Here is a 21,957-nt window from a genome sequence, read left to right as displayed (position 1 = left end):
TCAGTTGTTACTTTCAGCTTTAGCTTATTCGCATGCATTGATGAATCAGACCATCCAGCCCGGTGATACCGTCATCGATGCGACAGTCGGAAACGGACACGATACACATTTGCTCGCCCGGCTTGTCGAAGATACAGGAAAAGTGATCGGGTTCGACATCCAAAAACAAGCGATCGACACGACTAAAAGACGGTTGATCGAGGCTGGTTTAGACCAGCGTGTCCAGCTCCACCCTATCGGCCATGAGAATATAGTAGACATCCTTCCTCCAGCAGAAACCGTTTCACTGGTCGTCTACAACCTGGGCTATCTGCCAAAAGGGGATAAGTCGATCGTCACTACGCCCGGGTCCACATTGAGCAGTGTCAAACAGGCCTTATCCCGTCTGAAAAAGAACGGACTGGTCCTGTTGATGGTTTATTACGGTCATCAAGGCGGTGAAGAGGAAAAGAATGTCATCCTGGACTACGTTGAATCTCTTCCACAGAAAAACTATTCCGTTTTACACTATAACTTCCTTAATCAGAAAAATTCTCCACCTTTTCTCATTGCCATTGAAAAAAAATGATCCAGAACTCATAGACCTTATCGATCAATAGAGAAAGTAGATAGAGTAATGTTCTTCAGTCTATTCAAGTCCTGCACTATTCAGGCTGTATGAAGACAGTCGGTCAGATAAGTGAATGGATGAATAAAAAAGCAATCAGTCAAACTTCCCCCATATTTTAATCTAAAAGGTTTATTTAGTTGTCACTTGCGATACCTGTCTGATCATCAGTCCAAAAATAATACTAATAACACATAAAAAGGTCACCCGATGAAAAAATCGGATGACCTTTTTTCTTAAATTATTTTGATTTAACGAATGTGTTTCCTAAGTCTTTAGGTGCGACAGAACGTCCTACAACACCGACTAGAATGATGATAGTCAATAGATATGGCAGAACCTGCAGCCAGACTCCTGGAATATCTTGAATGATTGGAATATAGTTACCGATACGGGCTAAACTTTGAGCAAATCCGAAGAAGATAGCTGCTGCCATTGCTCCTAAAGGATTCCATTTACCAAAGATCATAGCCGCCATCGCGATAAATCCTTGCCCGGCAACCGTCAGGATACCGAACTCATTATGGATCGCTTGAGCTTGTATGGCACCACCGATACCGCCTAAGAAACCAGAGATCATAACGCCTGCATACTTCATCAGATATACGTTGATTCCTAATGTTTCAGCAGCATGTGGATGTTCTCCGACTGAACGCAGACGCAGGCCAAAGCGAGTCTTAAATAAAACGACCCAAGCAATAACTGCAGTCAGGATACCCAGATAAGCAGGTCCAGACGTATTCTGGAAGAAAATCGGACCGATAACTGGAATCTTTTCCAATAAGAAAATGTTAGCAAAGCCGAATGAACGTGCTAATGGACCTGTTTGAGCTGCACCATAAATGGCACGTGTCAGGAACACAGCTAAAGCTGGTGCGGCTAAGTTGATAACTGTACCGGAAACGATATGGTCAGCACGCAGGTTGATCGTTGCCACCGCGTGGATCAATGAGAATAAGATCCCGATAAGTCCACCGGCTAAAAGACCTAACCAAGGCGTCATAGCGCCAAATGTACTGTAAAACATCAAGTTGAATATAGCTGACATAAAGGCACCCATAACCATGATACCTTCCAGTCCTATGTTGACGACCCCACTACGCTCAGAGAACGTTCCACCTAAAGCAGTAAAGATCAATGGAGCGGCATATACTAATGAACTAGAAACGATCAACTGTAATAATGAAACAATATCCATGCCTATTCTCCTCCTTTTTCTGCAGTTTTATTGCTTTGCATTTTATCCAGTGCCACACGAATGATGTAGTTCGCACCGACAAAGAATATGATTGCAGCAATAACGATATCGGCCATTTCATCGGGTACGCCTGCACGGTTAGGCATGAAGCCAGCCCCGACATCAAGGACACCAAATAAAATAGAAGAGAAGAATATACCGATCGGATTACCTAACCCAAGTAAGGCAACCGCGATCCCGTTGAACCCTAAACTTGGCAGTCCACTTTGTGTAAAGAGGTTTCCAAATGTTCCTAATCCGTGAACAGCTCCACCTAAACCAGCTAAACCACCACTGATCAGCATGGACAAAATAATATTTCTTTCTGCACTCATACCGGCATAAGTCGAAGCATCTGGATTCAATCCAACCGCTCTGACTTCGAACCCGGCTGTCATCTGAGTCATGAAGACCCAGTACAAAATAACAACAATGATAGCAATGAATAGTCCCATATTGATTCTGGAACCTTGAGTCAAGTCTGTTAACCAGCCGACACTCAAACTTGCATTGTCACTGACACGGTCAGTCGTGTTACCGGTAGTCAGGACATTTCTAATAATATAGTTTGTTAAGTGCAGCGCGGTGTAGTTCAACATGATCGTAACGATAACTTCACTTGTTCCAAAGTAAGCACGTAAGGCACCGGCAATACCAGCCCAAACAGCTCCAGCAATGATAGCCGCACCGATACTTAATGTCAGCAGAATGATTCTCGGTAAATCAGGGAAACTCAAAGCTACCCATATGGCAGCGACCCAACCAGCCAGCAGTTGACCGGCGATCCCGATATTGAAGAATCCTGCTTTAAATGCAATGGCAAACCCCAAACCTGTAAATGTCAGGACTGTAGCTTGTCTCATTGCTTCACCCATGAAATAAGGACTATTGAATACACCCATCAACATCGCCTGATAGGCATCGATCGGATTATAGCCGAATAACAGCATTAGAAGTGCCCCAAAAATGAATCCTAAAAGAATGGATAAAGTAGGTATGAGTAAAGCATTAAATCTATTTTGATTCGTCGTTAGCAACAGTCTCACGCTCCTTTCCATCTTTTACAGCGTTCCCGGCTGCTCCAGCCGTTCCAGCTTTGATATCTTTATTGGCTAATTCCTGTTTCGCTTTTTCCAGCGGAACACCGGCCATCAAGAGACCCAATTCATTTTCTGATGTTTCGTCTGCATTGACGATCGCAATGATTTTTCCGTCATACATAACAGCTATGCGGTCAGATACATTCATAACTTCGTCCAATTCATAACTCATGAGTAAAACAGCTTTTCCATTATCACGTTGTTCGATCAAACGCTTATGAATGTATTCGATCGCACCGACGTCCAGCCCGCGTGTTGGTTGAGCAGCGATCAGTAAAGCAGGGTCCCTGCTGATTTCTCGCGCAATGATCGCTTTCTGCTGATTCCCACCAGAAAGTGATGCTGCTGTTGATTCTTCACTTTGTGTACGGACATCGAATTCTTTTATCAGTTTCTTAGCGTATTCTTTGATCTTGTCATGCTTCAAGAAACCATTTTTGCTGAACGGTTCCTGATAATACTGCTGAAGACTCATGTTCTCTTCCAGTTTCATCGGCAATACCAGACCGTGACGGTGTCTGTCTTCAGGGATGTGTCCCAACCCTGTTTCTGTGATCTGACGTGGTTTTTTACCCGTAATGTCATGTCCGTCCAATTTGATCGTTCCCGATTCCACTTTAGTCAACCCTGTGATGGCTTGAATAAGTTCTGACTGGCCGTTACCGTCAACACCGGCTATCCCTAAAACTTCGCCCGCTTTAACTTCAAGATCGATACCTTTGACGGCTTCCAATCCACGAGATTCTTTAACAGTCAAGTTCTTGATTTCAAGAACGGGACCTTTAGGTTTGCTGGCTTCTTTATCTACTTTAAATGAAACAGAACGTCCGACCATCATGTCAGCCAATTCCTGTTGAGACGTTTCTTTTACGTCAACAGTATTGATACTCTTACCACGACGGATAACTGTACAGCGGTCAGCAACTTTTTTGATCTCATCCAGTTTGTGCGTAATGATGATGATCGATTTGCCTTCCTCTGTCAATTTCTTCATGATGTCCATCAATTCATCGATTTCCTGAGGTGTCAGTACCCCTGTCGGTTCATCGAAAATCAGGATGTCCGCACCACGGAACAAAGTTTTAAGGATTTCAGCACGCTGCTGCATCCCTACAGTAATGTCTTCGATCCTGGCAGACGGGTCTACTGTCAAACCATACCGTTCCGATAAATCTTTTACATCTTTTTCAGCACCTTGATCGTCCATGAATCCATAACGATGTTTTTCTTTCCCTAACATGATGTTCTCAGCTACTGTGAATTTATCCACGAGCATGAAATGCTGATGCACCATACCAATTCCTAACTGATTCGCTTTTTCAGGGGAATCAATTTTTTCTTTCTTACCGTTTACATATATTTCTCCTGAAGTCGGTTCTAACAATCCAGACAATATGTTCATCAAAGTGGATTTACCCGCACCGTTTTCTCCTAAAAGGGCGTGAATCTCACCTTTTTCGACATTTAAATGAATATTATCATTCGCTTTGAATTCGCCGAATTTTTTTGTAATGCCTTTCATTTCTATGACTTTTTCTGTCTGTGCCACTACCGATCCCTCCCTATCCTCGTTATATTTTTATAACATCACACATTATTACTTATTCAAAGTATTTGTGCAAGTGATTTAATTAAATTATTAGAAAAAGCGCCAGCCAATAGACCAGCGCTTCATTATTAACTTTTAGAACTCTGAACTTTGAACTATTTAATTATTCTTGACTGTATGAGAATTCTGGAACTTCGACTTCTCCGTCGATAACAGCTTGACGAGCTTCTTGTACAGCAGTCCATGCCTCTTCAGAAAGGTTACCTTCTACCAAGTCAACGCCGCCTTCTTCTAAACCATAAGCGATCGTTTCTCCACCAGGGAATCCTTCTTCCATTGCTTGGTTAGCAGATTCCTGGATAGCCGTTCCTACTCGTTTAAGTGTTGAAGTTAGAGTAAGGTTTCCGCCATCGTACTCGCCTTCTTCTTCTTGGTCACGGTCGACACCGATTACCCATAATTGATTATCAGGATCTGATTCCATGCGGTTACGTGCTTCTGTAAAGACACCGTTACCTACAGCACCAGCTGCGTGGTAAATCACGTCTGCGCCGTTTGAGAACATACCAGCTGCGATTTGTTGACCAATACCTGCATCACCGAATGACTCTGCATACTGAACGTCTACTTCTACACTGTCATCAGCGTGAGCAACACCGGCAGTAAATCCTGTTTCGAAACGGTCGATGACTGGTCCGGCGATCCCGCCGATAAATCCGACTTTTCCTGTTTCAGTTGTTTCAGCTGCTGCAACACCGGCTAAGAAAGCTGCCTGATGGTCTGCGAATGTTAGAGATACAACGTTATCGCGGTCAGAAATATCATCAACGATACCGAAGTGCTGGTCCGGATTCTGATCGGCTACCTGGTTAACTGAATCAAGCAATAAGTATCCAATACCATAAATAATGTCATATCCATCTGTTAAAGCCTGATTCAAGTTAGGTACGAAGTCTGCTGAGTCATCAGATTGATAGTATGCGTAACCATCGCCTTCTTCTAGTCCGTTGTTTTGACCCCATTCCTGCATGCCTTCCCAGGCTGACTGGTTGAATGACCGGTCATCTACGCCACCTTCATCGGTAACCATAGCGATCGAGAAATCGACAGCTTCTGTTTCTTCTCCAGCTTCTTCACCTGAATCAGTTCCTGTTTCTTCTTCTGTTGCTGGATCCTCAGCTGGATCCGATGCATCTTCTCCTTGACAAGCTGCTAAAAGAAATGCTGATGAACCAATTGCGAGTAAACTTCTTAACTTCATTTTTGACACGGTAATTCCCCCTACTGTTTTTTTAGTTGCTTTAAGGGTCAAAGAAGTTCTATTACAGTGAATGTCTTAAGATTACCGTAATAGTTCAACTGTTAACCCTTTCATGGATATATAGTAACACTCCTGTAATAAAAATGAAAGTTAAAATTTTTTAATCTTTTTTTAACCTGCTTTTATCAATATAAACCAGCTAATTTTCATTTGCTTGTTCAGCGTTATCAGCCATCTGATCTTCCGTCACAAGGACTTCCCTCGGTTTAGATCCTTCGTGCGGCCCCACGATTCCTTTGACTTCCATTTCATCTACGATTCGCGCTGCCCGGTTGTATCCGATCCTGAAACGTCTCTGTAACAAGGAGATGCTTGCGGTCTGCATGTCGACGACCAGATCGACGGCATCGTTGTACAATTCGTCTTCAGACTCGCCTGCTTCTGTTTTCGGTTCATCTTTAGGGATCATTTCTTCAACATAATTGGCTTCCTGCTGATCTTTTACAAATTGGACGACAGCTTCCACCTCTTCATCGGAAATAAACGCCCCCTGCACACGGGTGGCTTTGTTGGCGCCCATCGGCTGGAAGAGCATATCTCCTCGGCCTAAGAGCTTTTCAGCGCCGTTACTGTCCAGGATCGTACGTGAGTCGGTCCCGCTTGATACGGCAAAGGCAATGCGCGACGGCACGTTGGCTTTGATGATCCCTGTGATAACATCCACACTCGGTCTTTGTGTGGCCAGGATCATATGGATCCCAGCAGCCCGGGCCATTTGAGCGAGTCTTATGATCGCATCTTCGACTTCATTGGAAGCAACCATCATCAAATCGGCCAGCTCGTCGACGATGACGACAATATAAGGCAGTGGCAGTAAACCTTCATCATTTTCAGCGTTCTTCTTCTTGACGTACTGATTATACCCTTCCATATTACGGGTCCCGCTGGCCGCAAACAGTTCATATCGTCGTTCCATTTCCTGAACCACTTTATGCAGCGCCTGAGCGGCTTTCTTCGGATTGGTCACGACGGGTGTCAGGAGGTGCGGAATGCCGTTGTAGACGTTCAATTCGACCATTTTCGGGTCGATCATCATCAGCTTGACTTCATTGGGCTTCGCTTTGAGTAAAAGGCTGGTGATCATGCCGTTGATCGAGACGGATTTACCCGAACCGGTCGCTCCGGCAACAAGCAAGTGAGGCATTTTCGCCAAATCAGCCATGGCTACATTCCCAGCGATATCCCGGCCTAAAGGTACTTCTAAAAGTTTTTCTTTATTATTGACTTGTCCTTCGATGGTATCTCTGAAGGAAACAGTGCTGACTTCAGAGTTCGGCACTTCGATCCCGATGACTGCCTTGCCAGGAATAGGTGCTTCCATCCGGATATCTTTGGCAGCCAGCGCTAGCGCCAAGTCATCGGCTAAGTTGACGATCTTACTGACTTTCACACCTGTAGCAGGCTGAATCTCGTATTTCGTTACAGCCGGGCCAAGATTGGCTTTGGTCACTTTCGCTTTCACACCAAAACTTTCAAACGTTTCTTCCAGTTTTTTGACGTTTTTCTGGATGATCGAATATTCATCTGACTGGTCCACAGCTTCATGTTCATCTAAAAGTGTAACAGGAGGGAGTTTATACGACTGGTTTTCTTCTTCCCCGATCTCAAATTCCACCGGACCGTCTTCTGCTGTACTTTCATCTGTCTGACCGGTTTCTTTGGCTTGTTTCGCAGACTCTTTGTTCTCCACCTGCTGCTTGTACTTGGCCTGCAGTTCCTGATAACCTTCGATTTCCAGAGCTGTCTGCTCGGATTCCTGGTTCTGGTTCTGCATGACGCTTTCTTCTCTAGGATCACCTGACTGAGTGACAACTGTCTTATCCGGTTTATTCTTCTCTTTTTTAGATTTGGACTTGCCTTTGTTGTTCTTTCTGATCTTGGCTTTTTCAGAACGCTTGGCTCTGAACTCTTTATAGCCATTCCCTATCCACATGAGGACAGCTTTGAGAGCATGTCTTATGCGGTCAAACAGCTGACGGTAAGAAAATTGGAAAAAGGTCATGATCCCAAAAAAGACGAGCGCGATGATCATCAGGTATGTCCCTACCACACTAAACAGGAAATAACTGACACTGAAGAACAATGAACCGATCATGCCTCCGCCTATATCCGTCCCGATAGTATTGGATGTGAACTGCGGCCAGAAAAAGCGCCAGGTCGCCACGACACTGTTTATGGAATCATTGATGATGGGTGCGAACCACCGTGAATGAAGAAAAACCAGCCAGGCGGTATATAAAAGTGCCCCACCTCGTGTTCTGGCTCCTTTCAGGCTTGGCCAGTCACCTTTAAGTATGAGATAGATGCCGAGTCCTAATAATATGATTGCTGAAAATGTATAGGTTTCGCCAACGAAAAATCGCAGGACATTGGTAAAGAATCGTCCCACAAAACCGAATGATCCCAAAGTCAGGATACTCATGAATGACAGGATGAATCCGATCCATTCCGGTGCGACGACGTGCTGTTTTTTCTTTGGTCTTCCTCGTTTCTTTGTACGTGCCATTTCTGTACTCCTTCCTTGATATTCTGGTTAATTATAGCATGAAATGTCTTTCCAAGGTAGGCCGGGTCTGACTCTAACTGGTTAGTGAATGCTATCTTTTGACCTAAGCCTCTATAGACAAGTAAACTGATAGTATACCAAAAATATCTATTGGACTATAAAAAGGAGGATTTATGATGGGTTCTTTATTTAAAGATTTTTTTGATCAGGGGAAAAACCGCGACTCCAGTGGTGAAGTCATTTACACGAATGATCCATTGGAAAGTTCCGGCAAACAGAAGATGCGTGCAGAAATTTCAGGACGTGTCCAAGGTGTAGGTTTCCGCTTTTCAACCAAACAATCTGCAGTTGAGTTAGGTGTCAAAGGTATTGTGCGCAATGAACCCGACGGAACTGTTTATGTGGAAGCTGTCGGGGAGCAGGATCAGTTAAATCGATTCATCGAAGCCCTTCGCAAAGGACCTTCTCCTGCTGCAGAAGTGGAGAAAGTTGTCGTGACCTATGACCAAAACATTGAAGAAAAATCAAATTTTTCACAGGCCAATTGAATTCTTTCTTCCATTAAGGTATAGTGGTGAATAGCGTGTTAGGAAACCTCACCACTAATTTAACTTAAAGGATTGAATATAATTGAAAAACCGTACAAAAAGATGGCTTTTATCAGGTGGAATGCTCTCCATCGTTTTATTTTTATCAGGGTGTATGCGAGTCGATGAAGCTGGTAATCCCACCGGTGGCATGTCACAGTTCCTCTATGATTACCTCGTCTTGCCGACACAAAACTTCATAGAGATCCTGGCAGATATCACTGGAAGTTACGGATTGGCGATCATTGCGATCACCTTTATCGTTCGAATTTTGATCCTGCCTTTATCGATCAAACAGCAGCGTACGACTATGGAACAGCAGGCAAAAATGTCCACAGTCAAGCCGGTTACTGATGAGATTCAAGCTGAAATGAAAGAAACAGACGATCCAAAAGAGAAACAGGAACTCCAGGCAGAGATGATGGAGATTTATCGAGAAAATAACGTCAATATGCTGGGTGGTCTATCTGGGTGCCTGCCGCTGCTGATTCAATTGCCGGTATTCACCGCCATGTTCCAGGCGATCCGCATGTCCGAAACCATTCAAAGCGCCACATGGCTGGGGATCAATCTTGGTGATCCAAGTATCTTCCTCGCTGCGCTGACTGGTGTTTTATATTTCATCCAGACAAAAGTCATGCAGGCGGGTATGCCCGAAGAAACGCGCAAGCAGACAGGTGCCATGATGTACATGAGTCCTGTGATGATTTTGATATTCTCGATCACTGGTCCGGCCGGGCTGACTTTATACTGGTTCGCCGGTGGATTTGTAGCGATCGGCCAGTCGCTGATCACGAACTTATACTACAAACCAAAACTGGAAAAAGAGATGGAGAAAAAGCACGGTGGCAAACCTGTGATCAAACGTAAGAAACGCAAGCGTAAAACAGTCCAAGCCACTGAAACTGATACTGAATCGAAACAGCTCAACCCTGCTCCTTCCGCAAAAAACAGACGACGCAATCAAAGTCCGTTTGAGCAGAAAGACCGCAGAAATACAGGTAAACAGAAACGCAACAAGTAAGTAGTATGATAAAAGGAGACGCCTCGGCGTCTCCTTTTTCTTTTGCTTTTAAATGGGGTGACGATGTGGCCAAGGCCACATCGTTTCCTTATTGAGATCTTTCAGGTGGTAAGCAATCGCCTGGGCGATTGCCGTCCTTTTAGGTCTTATCTTAGTCGTTGGTGTTTACTCGTCTGTTCTTCTGCTCGTGACTGCGACATTTCTCCTCCATAACTGTTCACTCATCGGTTCCTCTGCTCGTGACTGCGACATTTCGATTCCACAACTGTTCACTCATCGGTTCCTCTGCTCGTGACTGCGACATTTCACCTCCACAACTGTTCACTCATCGGTTCCTCTGCTCGTGACTGCGACATTTCACCTCCATAACTGTTCACTCATCCGCTTCTCTGCTCGCGACTGCGACATTTCACCTCCATAACTGTTCACTCATCCGCTTCTCTGCTCGCGACTGCGACATTTCGTCCGTCTAACTGTTCACTCATCCGCTTCTCTGCTCGCGACTGCGACATTTCGTGCACCTACCTGTTCACTCATCGCCTTCTCTGCTCGCGACTGCGACATTTCGTGCACCTACCTGTTCACTCATCGCCTTCTCTGCTCGCGACTGCGACATTTCGTCCGTCTAACTGTTCACTCATCCGCTTCTCTGCTCGCGACTGCGACATTTCGTGCACCTACCTGTTCACTCATCGCCTTCTCTGCTCGCGACTGCGACATTCCTCTCTCGATATGTCTAACACAGCACTAATTATCCCTCAGATCAAGAAAGATTCTGTAATAACCGTCCTATTCTTCTTTTAATCAACTTTCCATCGATCCAGTCATACACTAGTGCTGTTGTAAGTTTTGTTTCCGGGAAAAGCAAGGTAAGTTCGTCTATATGATGTAGCAGCAGTGTATCATTTTTATACTGCGCACCGCAGTCCCGACAGAATGCCTGGCGCTGGGTCAGTTTCAAGTTGAATGAATGGCAGTTACTGCAGATGAGTCCTTTTCTCATATCTTCGTAAGCATAATTTTGAGGTGTTCCTCTGTACTTTTCGCCGCTTCTGCTTTCCGACTGCAGCTTATTGACGAGCCGTATACATTCTTTTGATGACTGTGTCTGATCGTTTTTCAGTTTCTCAAAGTGTTTTTTGATTTGTGTCGGCAGGATAAACGGGTCACTCATTCTGGCATCGAATAGCGTAAAGGCTGGGTTTACAAAAATCACATAAGAGTGGATATCAACAGTTTCCGTCCACTGATTTAGTACCTGCTTCAGAACTTTCTCAGTCCGACTTAACTGGACACTCGGACAGATGAATTCCTGTCCTTTGAGTCGGCGGAAGTGTCCCGACAACTGCTGGTGTTCCCCTTCATAATTTTTCACTTCATATAGATTGAGCGTATTGCCGATAAGGATCAGGGCATCAATCTGTGCTGTCGACCCGTTGTAGGTGATTAGCCGGTCCTGCAGACATTCCCTATCCGTACCCAGATAATTCTGAATAAGCTTGTCAAAGAGTGCTTCTCCCTCAAACCCCTTTTGCAGATTGATCATATACTGCTGCTGGGCATGCGCCAAATGTGTCCGGCTGTTCAGTGATTCCAGTATTTTTAACTGATCAGATTTCTTCCTCCTCGTCGTGTTAACTATGTCCATTTTATCTCTCCTCTTCGTCTTGTTAGTCGTATCCATCGTATGTGACATGCCAATCGTGTCTATTTTGTTCGTTATAACCATTCCTACTCCTCCGTTCAACAAATTGTCTTCAGTTCCTTATATAGTAATAACTGTCCAACAAATCAGAAACTGACTTTTTTTGTCAAAAAAAACTCCGAACCCTACATAAACATGTACGACTCGGAGTTTTTCTATTATTTATTATAATCTTTATTAGTCTTCGCTGTTACTGGCTTCCGTGTTTTTCAAAGAAGTCTTTGCTTTTTTAAGTTTCGGTAATTCGATCCGGAAGATAGATCCGTGATGTAGGACACTTTCTGCCCAAATTTTCCCATGATAGCCTTCGATCAGCTGTTTAGCGATAGATAAGCCCAAGCCATTGCCGCCTTTGTGTCGACTTCTCGCTTTATCGACACGATAGAAACGGTGGAAAATTTTCTCGGTATCTTCTTCAGTCATCCCTTCACCAAAGTCCTGAACGGCGATCTGAATATTCGGACCATTGTCGGATACACTCAAATGAACCACTTTCTGATCTGTCGAATATTTCACTGCATTATCCAAGAGGATGATCAATATCTGCTCAAGATGATTACGGTAAATATTGACATAGGTTTCTTTGTGAAGGTCGTCATCCAGAATAAAAGTGAAATCAGGATGGACCAGCTTGAAGTTGTTGTAGGTCTGATTGATGAGTTCACGCACGGATGTCCGTTCATTTTTATAATGGATCTCCACCTGTTCGGCACGGGACAAGTCGAGCATCTCCTGTACCAGGCTCTTCATGCGTTCGATTTCCTGAAGCGATGCACTGAGTGACTCGTCCAGAACGACCGGATCATCTTTACCCCAGCGGTTCAGAAGTTTCATATGTCCTTCTACAACAGCCACTGGTGTGCGCAGCTCATGAGATACATCCTCCACAAACTGTTTCTGCTGTTCGATGTTCCGCTGCATCCGATCGAGCATGGCATTGTAGGCATTGGCCAGTTCTGTCAGCTCATCGTTCCCGTCTCCCACATCGATACGTTCACTGGACTCAGGATCTTTTTCAATGATATGCATGGCTTCGGTCAACCGGCGGATCGGCTGAAGGAAGGAAATGGCTATAATGTAACCGATGACCCCACTAAAGAGCAGGGCAATGACCCCCGTCAGAAGGATCGCACCTAAGACACTTCTGAACAATTCGTGATAGGACGACAAGGTGTTGATGACCTGGACGTATCCGATCCGTTCATTGTTCAAAAAGGAGTAGACGGGCGTGATGGCCGATAAAGCTTCACCATTCGGCCCTTCTTCCACCGATTCGATCTGAAGCGTTTCATTCGGTTCAAAGGCAATATCGCTATCATTGGTTTCATATAATAATTCTTCTTCAGGGTTGTAGACTCTGATCACAATACTCCCTTGACTTGCACGCAAAGGCGTACTTCGCTGATTCTGCGTCTCTTCGATAATGGGCATTTCAGGGGTCAGATACAACTCCTGCTGATCCAGGATCTCTTCAACATCCTCTTCTGTCAGATCGTAAAAGTGCTGACCGAATCGTTCTGTCAAATTCACCATGACATTCCTGACCGCCTGCTGTTCATTGTCGATCATGATCTGCTGAAAAGTGATGAACAGGATCGTAGAAAATATGGTATAAGTTAAGAATAGTGCAATCGCAGCCCCGATAGTCCACTTCCATCTCAAAGAAATACGTTTTTTCTCATTTATTCCTTTCGTATCAACGGCTGCTTGAGGTTTCACGTACGCATCACGTAGCCTGTTCCTCTGACCGTTTGAATATAACTTTCTTTTCCTGGAACATCGATCTTGTTACGCAGGTATCTGATATAGACGTCCACCACGTTGGTTTCCACCTCAGTTTCATATCCCCAGACTTTATTTAAAAGCACTTCACGCGACAAGACGACGTTCAAGTTCTCCATCAGTTCGACAAGGAGTTCGTATTCTCTTTTAGTCAGTTCAATGACTTCTTCTCCGCGTTTAACGACACGGTTTTCTTTTTCGACCGTAATGTCTCTATACGTGATGGTCGTCTGACGGCTGACGTTTTCTTCTGTTTCGATTTCGATACGACGAAGCAGTGCACGCATGCGCGCCAATAATTCTTCGATCGCGAAAGGTTTGACGACATAATCATCCGCACCATGATCGAAACCAGAAACACGGTCAATAACAGAGTCGCGGGCTGTCATCATGATGATCGGCACGTTGCTGACCTGACGGATGCGTCGGGCAACATCGATACCATTTAATTCGGGCAGCATCAAGTCGAGCAGGACGATATCCCATTCTTTATTTTCATCGACTGCCGCTTCCAGACCTGAACGACCGTCAAAACGGACTTCCGTTTCAAACCCTTCATGTGTCAATTCTAGTTCAACAAAGCGAGCTAAGTTCTTTTCATCTTCAATAATTAAAATCTTTGCCACGTTTTTCACTCCTACTGTTTTTTTATGCGTTTATGAGTTTAAATTAATGTGATTTTTCCTGACATTACGCCCTTTCAGTTTACCACAATTTTGAATAATTAGAAATGTAAGACTAATCTAATTTAAAGATTATAACAAGTTATAAAATTTATAACAAGAAAATAGTAGGTTTTCGGAATGAAAACCTACTATTATAACTTTTTTTATAAAATAACCTTAGTCTAGTCCCAGCTTTCTTCGCCTTCGTTACCATACCAGTCGAAGTGGAACGTTCCTTCTTTATCTACTCGCTGATACGTGTGAGCACCGAAGTAGTCACGCTGTGCCTGAATGATGTTTGCCGGTAAACGTTCTGAACGATAGGAATCGTAGTAGGCGATCGCTGATGAAAAGGCTGGTACAGGAACGCCTGCCTGCACTGCCAGTCCAACAAGATCTCTCACTGACTGCTGATATCTTTCAGCAATATCCATGAAATATTCATCAAGGACCAGGTTCTTAAGTTCCGGTTCACGTTCATACGCTTCCGTGATTTTTTGCAGGAAGCGCGCACGGATGATACAGCCGGCACGGAAGATTTTAGCGATTTCACCATATTCGAGGTTCCAATCATGTTCTTTAGATGCTGTCCCCATTTGGGCGAAACCTTGTGCATAACTCATGATTTTACTGAAGTATAAGGCTTCTCGCATTTTTTCGATCAGTTCTTTTTTGTCGCCATCGTAAAGTTTTGTTGCCGGTTTAGGCAGGACTTTGCTGGCTTCCACACGTTCTTCTTTCATTGCTGAAATATAACGGGCAAAGACAGATTCTGTAATCAATGGAAGTGGGATGCCCAAGTCCAAAGCACTTTGAGACGTCCATTTACCGGTCCCTTTGTTTCCGGCACGGTCCAGGATGACATCGACCATGTCTTCTCCTGTTTCAGGATCTTTTTTAGTCAGTGCATCGGCTGTGATTTCGATCAGGAAGCTATCCAGTTCGCCTTCGTTCCATTCGTTGAAGACTTCTGCCGCTTCTTCATTTGACAAGCCGACCATATTTTTCATTAAGTCATAGGATTCGGCGATCAGCTGCATGTCGCCATATTCGATACCGTTATGCACCATTTTGACGTAGTGTCCGGCGCCATTCGGTCCAATATAGGTCACGCATGGTTCACCATCGGCCGGAGCTTTTGCTGCGATTTTTTCAAGGATCGGTGATACAAGATCGTAGGCTTCTTTTTGCCCGCCCGGCATGATCGCTGGACCTTTAAGCGCGCCTTCTTCACCGCCAGATACGCCGGTACCGATGAAGTTGATGCCTGAGTCTGCCAGTTCGCTGCTGCGACGCATCGTGTCCTGATAGAATGTATTTCCACCGTCGATAAGGATATCCCCTTCATCTAAATAAGGCAGTAACTGCTGGATCACAGCATCTGTTCCTTTACCGGCTTGAACCATCAACAAAATCTTTCTTGGTTTTTCAAGAGAATTGACGAATTCTTCCAGTTCATAGGTAGCTACGACATTTTTGTCAGGGTTTTCCTCGACTACCGCTGTTGTTTTTGATGACGTACGGTTGTATAGCGACACAGAATAACCGCGGCTCTCGATATTCAAGGCCAGATTTTTCCCCATGACAGCCATTCCGATGACGCCGACTTGTTGTTTACTCATTGATCAAACTCCTCCTATTATTTCGTGCTGAATTACTTATCTCTTTTCTTACAGAGTTTACCTTTATATATTAACAAAATATGAACACTTTTGAAACTCTCAACTTGACTCTTGCATTTTAAAGCTACTTTCAGTACACTTATAGCTGAAATGAATTAAGAAAGTGGGTGCACATCCTATGGCTAACAGAAAAGAAAAAGGATCTACAGGCACAATGACACGCATCGTGATCGGTATTCTTGTTCTGACGATGGTTGTCCCAGTATTTGCTTCATTACTGAGCGTATTATAATCAACAATCACTTAAACATCCTGGAAAAAATCTCTTGTCTGCTATTCAGACAGGAGATTTTTTTGATTCCAGTCATTTCTTTTTGACACGCTCTTTTTTCTTTCCGGCTAGTTTCAGTAATTCACTTGCAGTTTCTTTAGTCAGTTGAGTCAGTTCATCTCCGGAAAGCATACGCGCGATCTCTTCCACACGGTCATTCTCCATAAGACGTTCCACACTTGTCTGCGTGCGTTCATCGTCTGTAGTCTTTTTGATGTAGAGATGCTGATCAGCCATAGCAGCGACCTGAGGCAGGTGAGTGATACACAGGACTTGTGAATGCTTGGCGACCGAATAAATTTTATCCGCGATCGCCTGAGCCACACGGCCGCTGACACCGGTATCCACCTCGTCAAAGATAATGCTCGTGATGCCTTGTGACTGCGAGAAGATCGTCTTCATGGCAAGCATCATACGCGACAGTTCTCCGCCGGATGCCACTTTACTCAGTGCTTTCAACGGTTCACCAGGGTTGGTGGAAACAAAGAACTCGATCTTATCGATTCCCTGTTCGGTCAGCACCGGTTCATCTGCTCCAGCAGCTTCAGGACCTTTGAACGCGACTTGGAATTTCACTTTTTCCATGTAAAGTTCTTTCAGCTGTTCCTGAATACTGTTTTCCAGTTCAACTGCTGTCTCTTTTCTGATGGCTGACAGTTCTTCAGCCAGTTTGCGGGCCTGAGTCTGAGCGGTTTTGATTTTTTTACTTAATCCATCCACTTGCTCTTCTCTATTTTCCAAACTCTTGAGTTCTTTATCTGACTTCTCAAAATGATCAAGTATGGCTTCCACAGAATTTCCGTATTTCCGTTTCAGCTGCTGAATAAAATTCAAGCGGGTCTCGATCTCGTTGAGCCGTTCTTCATCATACTCCAAACCGTCCAGTTCCGAATAAATATCACTGGCCGCTTCCTGGAGCTGAAAAAATGCTGTAGACAAACTATCCGATATCTGCTTGAATGACTCGTCTATGTTTTCCACAGCAGCCATTTTTTCCATAGCCTGACCGACACTGTCGAGTCCGCTGTATTCTTCTCCTTGAAGGGCCGCATAACTGGAAGATAAGGCTTCGACGATCGCCTGATGGTTCGCCAGTTTCTTCTCTTCTTCCAGCAGCTCCTCTTCTTCATTCGGATGCAGCTGGGCCGCTTCGATCTCATCGACCTGATACCTTAAGATATCCAGGCGCTGGGCCAGTTCCTGTTCGTTGAACACCCACTGGTCGCGCTCTCTAGTCAGCTGTTTAAAATCATGAAAGACATCCTGGTATTCTTTCTTCAGTTTGAGCAGCTCTTTGGGGCCAAAATAGTCGAGCAGATGACTGTGATTTTCAGTTACCATGAGCTCCTGATGTTCATTCTGTCCATGGATATCGATCAGGTGACTGCCGATTTCTTTCAGTACGGCAATGGTCACGATGCTCCCGTTGATACGGCAGACGGTCCGGCCGCTCGTGAAGATCTCACGCTGAACAAGCAGAGTATTGGCTTCATGTTCGATCTCATGTTCACTGAGCAGAGCCATAAGCTCCGCTGACGGTCTGAAACTGAATTCACCTTCCAGGACACATTTTTTTGACCCAAAGCGGACAAATTCTGTCGATCCTCTTCCTCCAGCCAGCAAGCCTACTGCATCAATGATAATGGACTTTCCTGCACCGGTTTCACCCGTCAATACAGTCATGCCCTCTTTAAAGTCTAAGAACAATTCTTCTATTATTGCAAAATTCTTGATCCGCAACGATTCTAACAAAGACAAACCTCCTAGTCTGTTAATGATTAGTTTATATAAAGGAGATGATTCTTCTCTGGAAACGTTCTGCACTTTCTTCATCCCGACAGATGACTAAGACCGTGTCGTCGCCTGAGACACAGCCGAACATTTCACTGTACTTGGCTGTCTCAATCAAAGATCCCAGTGCAAAGGCATTTCCGGGAAGCGTTCGAATTAAAACAAATTCTCTCTGGGTGTCGATGGATACAAAGGCATCTCTCATCAAGCGGGAGAGTTTCTTGGAAATATCGTAATTCATCTCAGGAGGTAGATTATACCGATAGCCGCCGTCCTGAGCCGGTACTTTCACCAGCTGCAGTTCTTTGATGTCTCTGGAAATCGTTGCCTGAGTGACTTCGATCCCACGTTCATGCAGTTTATCGACGAAATCTTCCTGCTTTCGAATTACATCCTGCTGAACGAGTTTCCTCAGCAATTGATGTCTTTCTTTCTTTTTCACTTTTTTCACTCCTATGCATGTTTGCCTCGTTGTCAGCTTCACAGGTCGTCAGTATATTTATACAGTTTATACACTCTTATTATACTTCTTTTCACCATATATGCCAACATCAACACTTTGAGAAGCTATGTTCTTTTAAACACAGTAGCTGCATAGAAAAAGCAGTTTATTAATATTATAATCGATTATATACAGTGATCAGTCAGCAAACAGCGCTTCGCTGATCACACTGTTCACATGTTCCTCTTTGCTTTGAGGTGTTTTTCCTCTTAAAACGATATGGGCCAGAAATTCTTTGTTTCCTTTCCCGCCTTTAATAGGTGAGGGAATCACTTGTTTCACTTCAAACCCCTGATCATAGAGATAATCCACACTGTCTCTGACTACATATTCGTGAACGGACCGGTCGGTGATAATGCCTTTTTCGCCGACATCCTCTTTATGTGCTTCAAACTGAGGCTTGATCAGCGCCACGACTTCGCCGCCTTCTATAAGGATCGTTTTCAGCGTCGGAAAGATTTTTTTCAGAGAAATAAACGAAACGTCGATCGTCGCAAATTCAGGTCTTCCTTTTTTGAAATCGTCGATCGTGACATGTCTGAAGTTAGTCTGTTCCATCACTTCGACGCGTTCATCGATCCGCAGTTTCCAGGCCAGCTGGTTCGTCCCGACATCCAGGGCATAGACACGATTCGCCCCCTGCTGCAGACATACATCGGTAAAACCGCCTGTCGAGGCTCCGATATCCAGAACGATCCGGCCGCTTAAGTCTATGTCGAACACTTCAAGGGCTTTTTCCAGTTTTCTGCCGCCGCGACTGACATACAACTGATCAGCTCCTTTGATATAGACGGTTGTATCTCCCGGCCATTTTTCTCCTGCTGTAAAAATCTGTTCTTCCTTTTCCGTATAGGCTTTCCCAGACATGATGAACCGCTTCGCCTTTTCCCGATTTTCGGCCCATCCCTGTGCAATAAGCAAATCATCTGCCCGTTCTTTTTTCACTTTTTCACCTCGCTGTTGAGCATTTCAATTCAATTTAAGAGACTGGATAAAGGACTCCAGCAGTTCTTTGTCAAAGTTAGATATACGGTTGTTTATCGCCTCGTTCAGTGCCAAAGCTTCATCAAGATGTTCAGCGAAAAGCTCCTGTGCACGTTCCAGTCCAAGTAAAGCCGGATAAGTGCTCTTGCCATGTTTTGCATCTGCTCCGACACGTTTACCGAGTTCTTCTTCGGTACTGCTGACATCAAGGATATCATCTCTGATTTGATAGGCAATGCCGACTTTGTCAGCTATCGTATCCAGATCGCTTAGGGTGTTCTTGTCTACTTCGGATAAGATCCCTGCCGCTCGAAAAGCGAATCGAATGAGCATACCTGTTTTTCGTGAATGGATCGAGCCCAATTCTTCGACGGTCAAGTCTTTGTTTTCACCATCCATATCTGCCTGCTGTCCCCCGACCATGCCTTCATGTCCTGATGCTTGAGCCAGTTCTCTTACCAAGGCAAGTTTGAGTTTATCGGAAAGTTCTCCCTCTGTCACAACTTCAAAAGCCTTGGTCAAAAGCGCATCGCCAGCCAGTATAGCCGTCGCTTCGGTAAACTTGATGTGACTGGTCGGCTTGCCTCTTCTCAAGTCATCGTCATCCATTGCGGGAAGGTCGTCATGTATAAGCGAATAGGTATGGATCATCTCAAGCGCTGCCGCAGCCGGGTAAGCCTGCAATACATCCTTATCAAAAGCATTGACCAGCGCGATCAGGATAAGTGGACGAAGTCGCTTGCCCCCTGCTTCCAGAGAATAGCGCATGGCTTCTTCAATTGCTGTCTGGCTTTTATCCTGAACCAGATTAGTTAAATACTTTTCAAATGATTTTTTGTAGTTTTTAGTAAACGTCTGAAAATGCATAGCCGGCTCCTTTTATGTCATTAAGTAACTGTTCAGTCTTCAAGTATTTCTTCATTCCCATTCTCATTGACCATTTTCGTTACTGTTTTTTCCGCATCTTCTACGATACTTTTACAGTAGCGACTCAATTTGATGCCTTCCTGAAACTGATCCAGTGCCTCTTCCAGAGGAACATCACCTTGTTCGAGTTTTGTCACGATCGTTTCCAGTTCTTTCATTGCTTCATCGAATGTTTTTTCTTTATCCATAAAGTTCTCCTTTTTACTCAATTTCTTTCTTCACTGTTTCTTCCACTCTCGCTTTGATGCTGCCATCCGCGACCGTGATGTCGATTTTATCCTCTGCAGTAACCTGATCCACTGATTTGACTACGCCCGCTTCATTTTGTGCAATGGCATAACCACGACTAAGGATCTTCAGCGGGGATAAATGATCCAGTGACTGTATCAGGCTATTCACATCGTTTTCCTGATTTTTTACGTAGTGTTTAGCTGCTGACATCAGCTGTTTCGTCAGTTGTTCTCTATTTTCGGCAGCCTGTCTGACCTTGGCGCCAGGGTGATAGGCTTTCAGTTCCTGATCTAAGAGCTGTACCTGGTACTTGTCTTCCTTGACCTGATCATCGACGGTCCGGATCAGCTGGTCTGTCAGCTGATCAAGGTTCTGACTGTATCCATCATACAAGCGTCTGGGCTGTCTGAAGATATACGAACGCTCCAGACGGTCGACACGTTCTTTTTCACGACGGATGATCGTCGTCATCGCCTGCGTCACCCGCTGACGGTTCTGGTCGATCCGGCCGACTTCTTCAGTCAGCACCGGTACCGCCAGTTCGGCAGCCGCTGTCGGTGTAGCAGCTCTGATATCGGCAGCTAGATCAGCCAGGGTAGTATCCGTTTCGTGTCCGACAGAAGAGATGACAGGCGTTCGTGCATTTGCGATAGCCAGCGCCACCTTTTCTTCGTTGAACGGAAAAAGGTCTTCGAAGGACCCGCCTCCACGTCCGACGATCAGGGTATCCAGGTCATAATCCTGATCTGCCTGACGGATACTTCTGACAATGGAATCTGCGGCTTTGTCTCCCTGAACGACGGCTGGGAACAAGTACAGTTCCACTATGGGAAAGCGTCTTTCGATCGTTGTCTGGATGTCTCTGATAACGGCTCCGCTCTGACTTGTGATGATGCCGATTTTTTTCGGGAACCGTTTGAGCGGCTTCTTGCGTTCGAGATCAAACCAGCCTTCTTCGGTCAGTTTCTTCTTCGTCTGTTCATACGCGGCATAAAGCTGTCCCAGTCCTTCCGGTTCGATATGGTCGACATAAAGCTGATAAGCGCCCGTCTTTTCATATACCGATAAACGGCCGACCGCTAATACACTCATGCCTTCTTCCAGATCTATCCCCAGTTTCTGCTGTTCGTTGTAAAATAGCACAGCAGACAGCTTAGCTCCCTGATCTTTGATGCTGAAGTACTGATGCCTGTTCCGGCGTTTCGGATTATAGTTCGATATTTCTCCTTTGACAAAGACACGTTCCAGATAGGGGTCCTGATCAAACTTGCGTTTAACGTAACGTGTCAGCTGAGTAACAGTTAGGTACTCCTGGTCCATACATTTTTTTCCTTCCTGGTTTTCATTTCTGTTAGTTATGTAAATAGAAAAAGAGCAGAAAAGCAGACGGTCTTCCGTCCTGCTTTTCGCCCTCTCTTACTGCTCGTCATTCATCTCAGTTCTTGAGCTCATCCATAACAAAAGCAGATAATTTGGGAACGACAGA

19 protein-coding genes are annotated in these 21,957 nt (G+C 44.8%); 4 read left to right on the top strand and 15 right to left on the bottom strand.

The genetic code is table 11. From position 1 onward, the window contains the following. Positions 1–4: 4 nt before the first annotated feature. Positions 5–568 (top strand): class I SAM-dependent methyltransferase, encoded by a 564-nt coding sequence (locus AB4027_RS04065; RefSeq protein ID WP_368646074.1) that lies wholly within the window; start codon positions 5–7, stop codon positions 566–568. Between the two features lie 280 nt (positions 569–848). Here AB4027_RS04065 and AB4027_RS04060 read toward each other — a convergent pair whose 3' ends face one another. The 5 genes from AB4027_RS04060 to AB4027_RS04040 form a co-directional block, all read right to left on the bottom strand. Beyond that, on the bottom strand, positions 849–1,805 hold the full coding sequence (locus tag AB4027_RS04060) for an ABC transporter permease (protein ID WP_091487379.1): 957 nt from the start codon (positions 1,803–1,805) through the stop codon (positions 849–851). A 2-nt stretch (positions 1,806–1,807) separates the two neighbouring features. Beyond that, positions 1,808–2,902 carry an ABC transporter permease gene (locus AB4027_RS04055; RefSeq protein ID WP_091487380.1) on the bottom strand — a complete coding sequence of 365 codons (1,095 nt, stop codon included), beginning with the start codon at positions 2,900–2,902 and terminating at the stop codon, positions 1,808–1,810. After that, positions 2,859–4,466 (bottom strand): ABC transporter ATP-binding protein, encoded by a 1,608-nt coding sequence (locus AB4027_RS04050; RefSeq protein WP_091487474.1) that lies wholly within the window; start codon positions 4,464–4,466, stop codon positions 2,859–2,861. Before AB4027_RS04050 ends, AB4027_RS04055 begins: the two co-directional genes overlap by 44 nt. A gap of 190 nt (positions 4,467–4,656) precedes the next feature. Then, positions 4,657–5,754: a BMP family protein gene (locus tag AB4027_RS04045; RefSeq protein WP_368646401.1), complete on the bottom strand. Its 1,098-nt coding sequence runs from the start codon at positions 5,752–5,754 to the stop codon at positions 4,657–4,659. A gap of 199 nt (positions 5,755–5,953) precedes the next feature. Further along, positions 5,954–8,320, bottom strand: a complete 2,367-nt coding sequence (locus AB4027_RS04040) for a DNA translocase FtsK (RefSeq protein WP_368646073.1) — start codon at positions 8,318–8,320, stop codon at positions 5,954–5,956. Positions 8,321–8,496: 176 nt separating this feature from the next. On the opposite strand from AB4027_RS04040, the gene AB4027_RS04035 reads away from it, so the two are divergent. Continuing rightward, on the top strand, positions 8,497–8,868 hold the full coding sequence (locus AB4027_RS04035; RefSeq protein ID WP_368646072.1) for an acylphosphatase: 372 nt from the start codon (positions 8,497–8,499) through the stop codon (positions 8,866–8,868). A gap of 82 nt (positions 8,869–8,950) precedes the next feature. Next, entirely contained in the window at positions 8,951–9,931 is a 981-nt protein-coding gene (gene yidC, locus AB4027_RS04030) for a membrane protein insertase YidC (protein WP_368646071.1), read from the top strand. A 763-nt stretch (positions 9,932–10,694) separates the two neighbouring features. Here the strand turns inward: yidC and AB4027_RS04025 are convergent. The 4 genes from AB4027_RS04025 to gndA all read right to left on the bottom strand — a co-directional run bounded on the left by AB4027_RS04025 (position 10,695) and on the right by gndA (position 15,705). Next, positions 10,695–11,660 carry a nuclease-related domain-containing protein gene (locus AB4027_RS04025; protein ID WP_368646070.1) on the bottom strand — a complete coding sequence of 322 codons (966 nt, stop codon included), beginning with the start codon at positions 11,658–11,660 and terminating at the stop codon, positions 10,695–10,697. 153 nt (positions 11,661–11,813) lie between these two features. Beyond that, on the bottom strand, positions 11,814–13,355 hold the full coding sequence (locus AB4027_RS04020; protein ID WP_368646069.1) for an ATP-binding protein: 1,542 nt from the start codon (positions 13,353–13,355) through the stop codon (positions 11,814–11,816). Then, the gene (locus AB4027_RS04015) at positions 13,352–14,044 is read right to left on the bottom strand and encodes a response regulator transcription factor (RefSeq protein ID WP_091487388.1); all 693 of its coding nucleotides are present in this window, start codon (positions 14,042–14,044) and stop codon (positions 13,352–13,354) included. The genes AB4027_RS04020 and AB4027_RS04015 overlap by 4 nt, the downstream gene beginning before the upstream one ends. A gap of 221 nt (positions 14,045–14,265) precedes the next feature. Beyond that, a complete protein-coding gene (gndA, locus tag AB4027_RS04010) occupies positions 14,266–15,705 on the bottom strand; it encodes an NADP-dependent phosphogluconate dehydrogenase (protein WP_368646068.1) in 1,440 nt (479 codons plus the stop codon). Between the two features lie 178 nt (positions 15,706–15,883). Here gndA and AB4027_RS04005 point away from each other — a divergent pair, with 178 nt between their 5' ends. Further along, positions 15,884–15,997 carry a SpoIIIAC/SpoIIIAD family protein gene (locus AB4027_RS04005; RefSeq protein WP_281282298.1) on the top strand — a complete coding sequence of 38 codons (114 nt, stop codon included), beginning with the start codon at positions 15,884–15,886 and terminating at the stop codon, positions 15,995–15,997. Positions 15,998–16,069: 72 nt separating this feature from the next. Here AB4027_RS04005 and recN read toward each other — a convergent pair whose 3' ends face one another. The 6 genes from recN to xseA all read right to left on the bottom strand — a co-directional run bounded on the left by recN (position 16,070) and on the right by xseA (position 21,791). Continuing rightward, positions 16,070–17,788 carry a DNA repair protein RecN gene (gene recN / locus AB4027_RS04000; RefSeq protein WP_368646067.1) on the bottom strand — a complete coding sequence of 573 codons (1,719 nt, stop codon included), beginning with the start codon at positions 17,786–17,788 and terminating at the stop codon, positions 16,070–16,072. A 31-nt stretch (positions 17,789–17,819) separates the two neighbouring features. After that, positions 17,820–18,269: an arginine repressor gene (gene argR / locus AB4027_RS03995; protein WP_091487392.1), complete on the bottom strand. Its 450-nt coding sequence runs from the start codon at positions 18,267–18,269 to the stop codon at positions 17,820–17,822. A gap of 198 nt (positions 18,270–18,467) precedes the next feature. Next, positions 18,468–19,274, bottom strand: a complete 807-nt coding sequence (locus AB4027_RS03990) for a TlyA family RNA methyltransferase (RefSeq protein ID WP_368646066.1) — start codon at positions 19,272–19,274, stop codon at positions 18,468–18,470. A gap of 24 nt (positions 19,275–19,298) precedes the next feature. Beyond that, entirely contained in the window at positions 19,299–20,180 is an 882-nt protein-coding gene (locus AB4027_RS03985) for a polyprenyl synthetase family protein (RefSeq protein ID WP_368646065.1), read from the bottom strand. 32 nt (positions 20,181–20,212) lie between these two features. Further along, positions 20,213–20,428 (bottom strand): exodeoxyribonuclease VII small subunit, encoded by a 216-nt coding sequence (locus AB4027_RS03980; RefSeq protein WP_091487397.1) that lies wholly within the window; start codon positions 20,426–20,428, stop codon positions 20,213–20,215. A gap of 13 nt (positions 20,429–20,441) precedes the next feature. Then, positions 20,442–21,791, bottom strand: a complete 1,350-nt coding sequence (gene xseA / locus AB4027_RS03975) for an exodeoxyribonuclease VII large subunit (protein ID WP_368646064.1) — start codon at positions 21,789–21,791, stop codon at positions 20,442–20,444. Positions 21,792–21,957 lie beyond the last annotated feature (166 nt).

Source organism: Alkalibacterium putridalgicola (assembly GCF_040959045.1).
Taxonomy (GTDB): Bacteria; Bacillota; Bacilli; order Lactobacillales; family Carnobacteriaceae_A; genus Alkalibacterium; species Alkalibacterium putridalgicola.
This window is presented reverse-complemented; position numbering and strand designations above follow the sequence as displayed.

Bases quoted from the DNA above. Each gene is read 5' to 3' on its own strand.
- AB4027_RS04060 (WP_091487379.1), bottom strand. From the start codon at position 1,805: ATGGATATTGTTTCATTATTACAGTTGATCGTTTCTAGTTCATTAGTA.
- AB4027_RS04055 (WP_091487380.1), bottom strand. From the start codon at position 2,902: ATGGAAAGGAGCGTGAGACTGTTGCTAACGACGAATCAAAATAGATTT.
- AB4027_RS04050 (WP_091487474.1), bottom strand. From the start codon at position 4,466: ATGAAAGGCATTACAAAAAAATTCGGCGAATTCAAAGCGAATGATAAT.
- AB4027_RS04045 (WP_368646401.1), bottom strand. From the start codon at position 5,754: ATGAAGTTAAGAAGTTTACTCGCAATTGGTTCATCAGCATTTCTTTTA.
- AB4027_RS04040 (WP_368646073.1), bottom strand. From the start codon at position 8,320: ATGGCACGTACAAAGAAACGAGGAAGACCAAAGAAAAAACAGCACGTC.
- AB4027_RS04035 (WP_368646072.1), top strand. From the start codon at position 8,497: ATGGGTTCTTTATTTAAAGATTTTTTTGATCAGGGGAAAAACCGCGAC.
- AB4027_RS04025 (WP_368646070.1), bottom strand. From the start codon at position 11,660: ATGGTTATAACGAACAAAATAGACACGATTGGCATGTCACATACGATG.
- gndA (WP_368646068.1), bottom strand. From the start codon at position 15,705: ATGAGTAAACAACAAGTCGGCGTCATCGGAATGGCTGTCATGGGGAAA.
- AB4027_RS04005 (WP_281282298.1), top strand. From the start codon at position 15,884: ATGGCTAACAGAAAAGAAAAAGGATCTACAGGCACAATGACACGCATC.
- AB4027_RS03985 (WP_368646065.1), bottom strand. From the start codon at position 20,180: ATGCATTTTCAGACGTTTACTAAAAACTACAAAAAATCATTTGAAAAG.
- AB4027_RS03980 (WP_091487397.1), bottom strand. From the start codon at position 20,428: ATGGATAAAGAAAAAACATTCGATGAAGCAATGAAAGAACTGGAAACG.
- xseA (WP_368646064.1), bottom strand. From the start codon at position 21,791: ATGGACCAGGAGTACCTAACTGTTACTCAGCTGACACGTTACGTTAAA.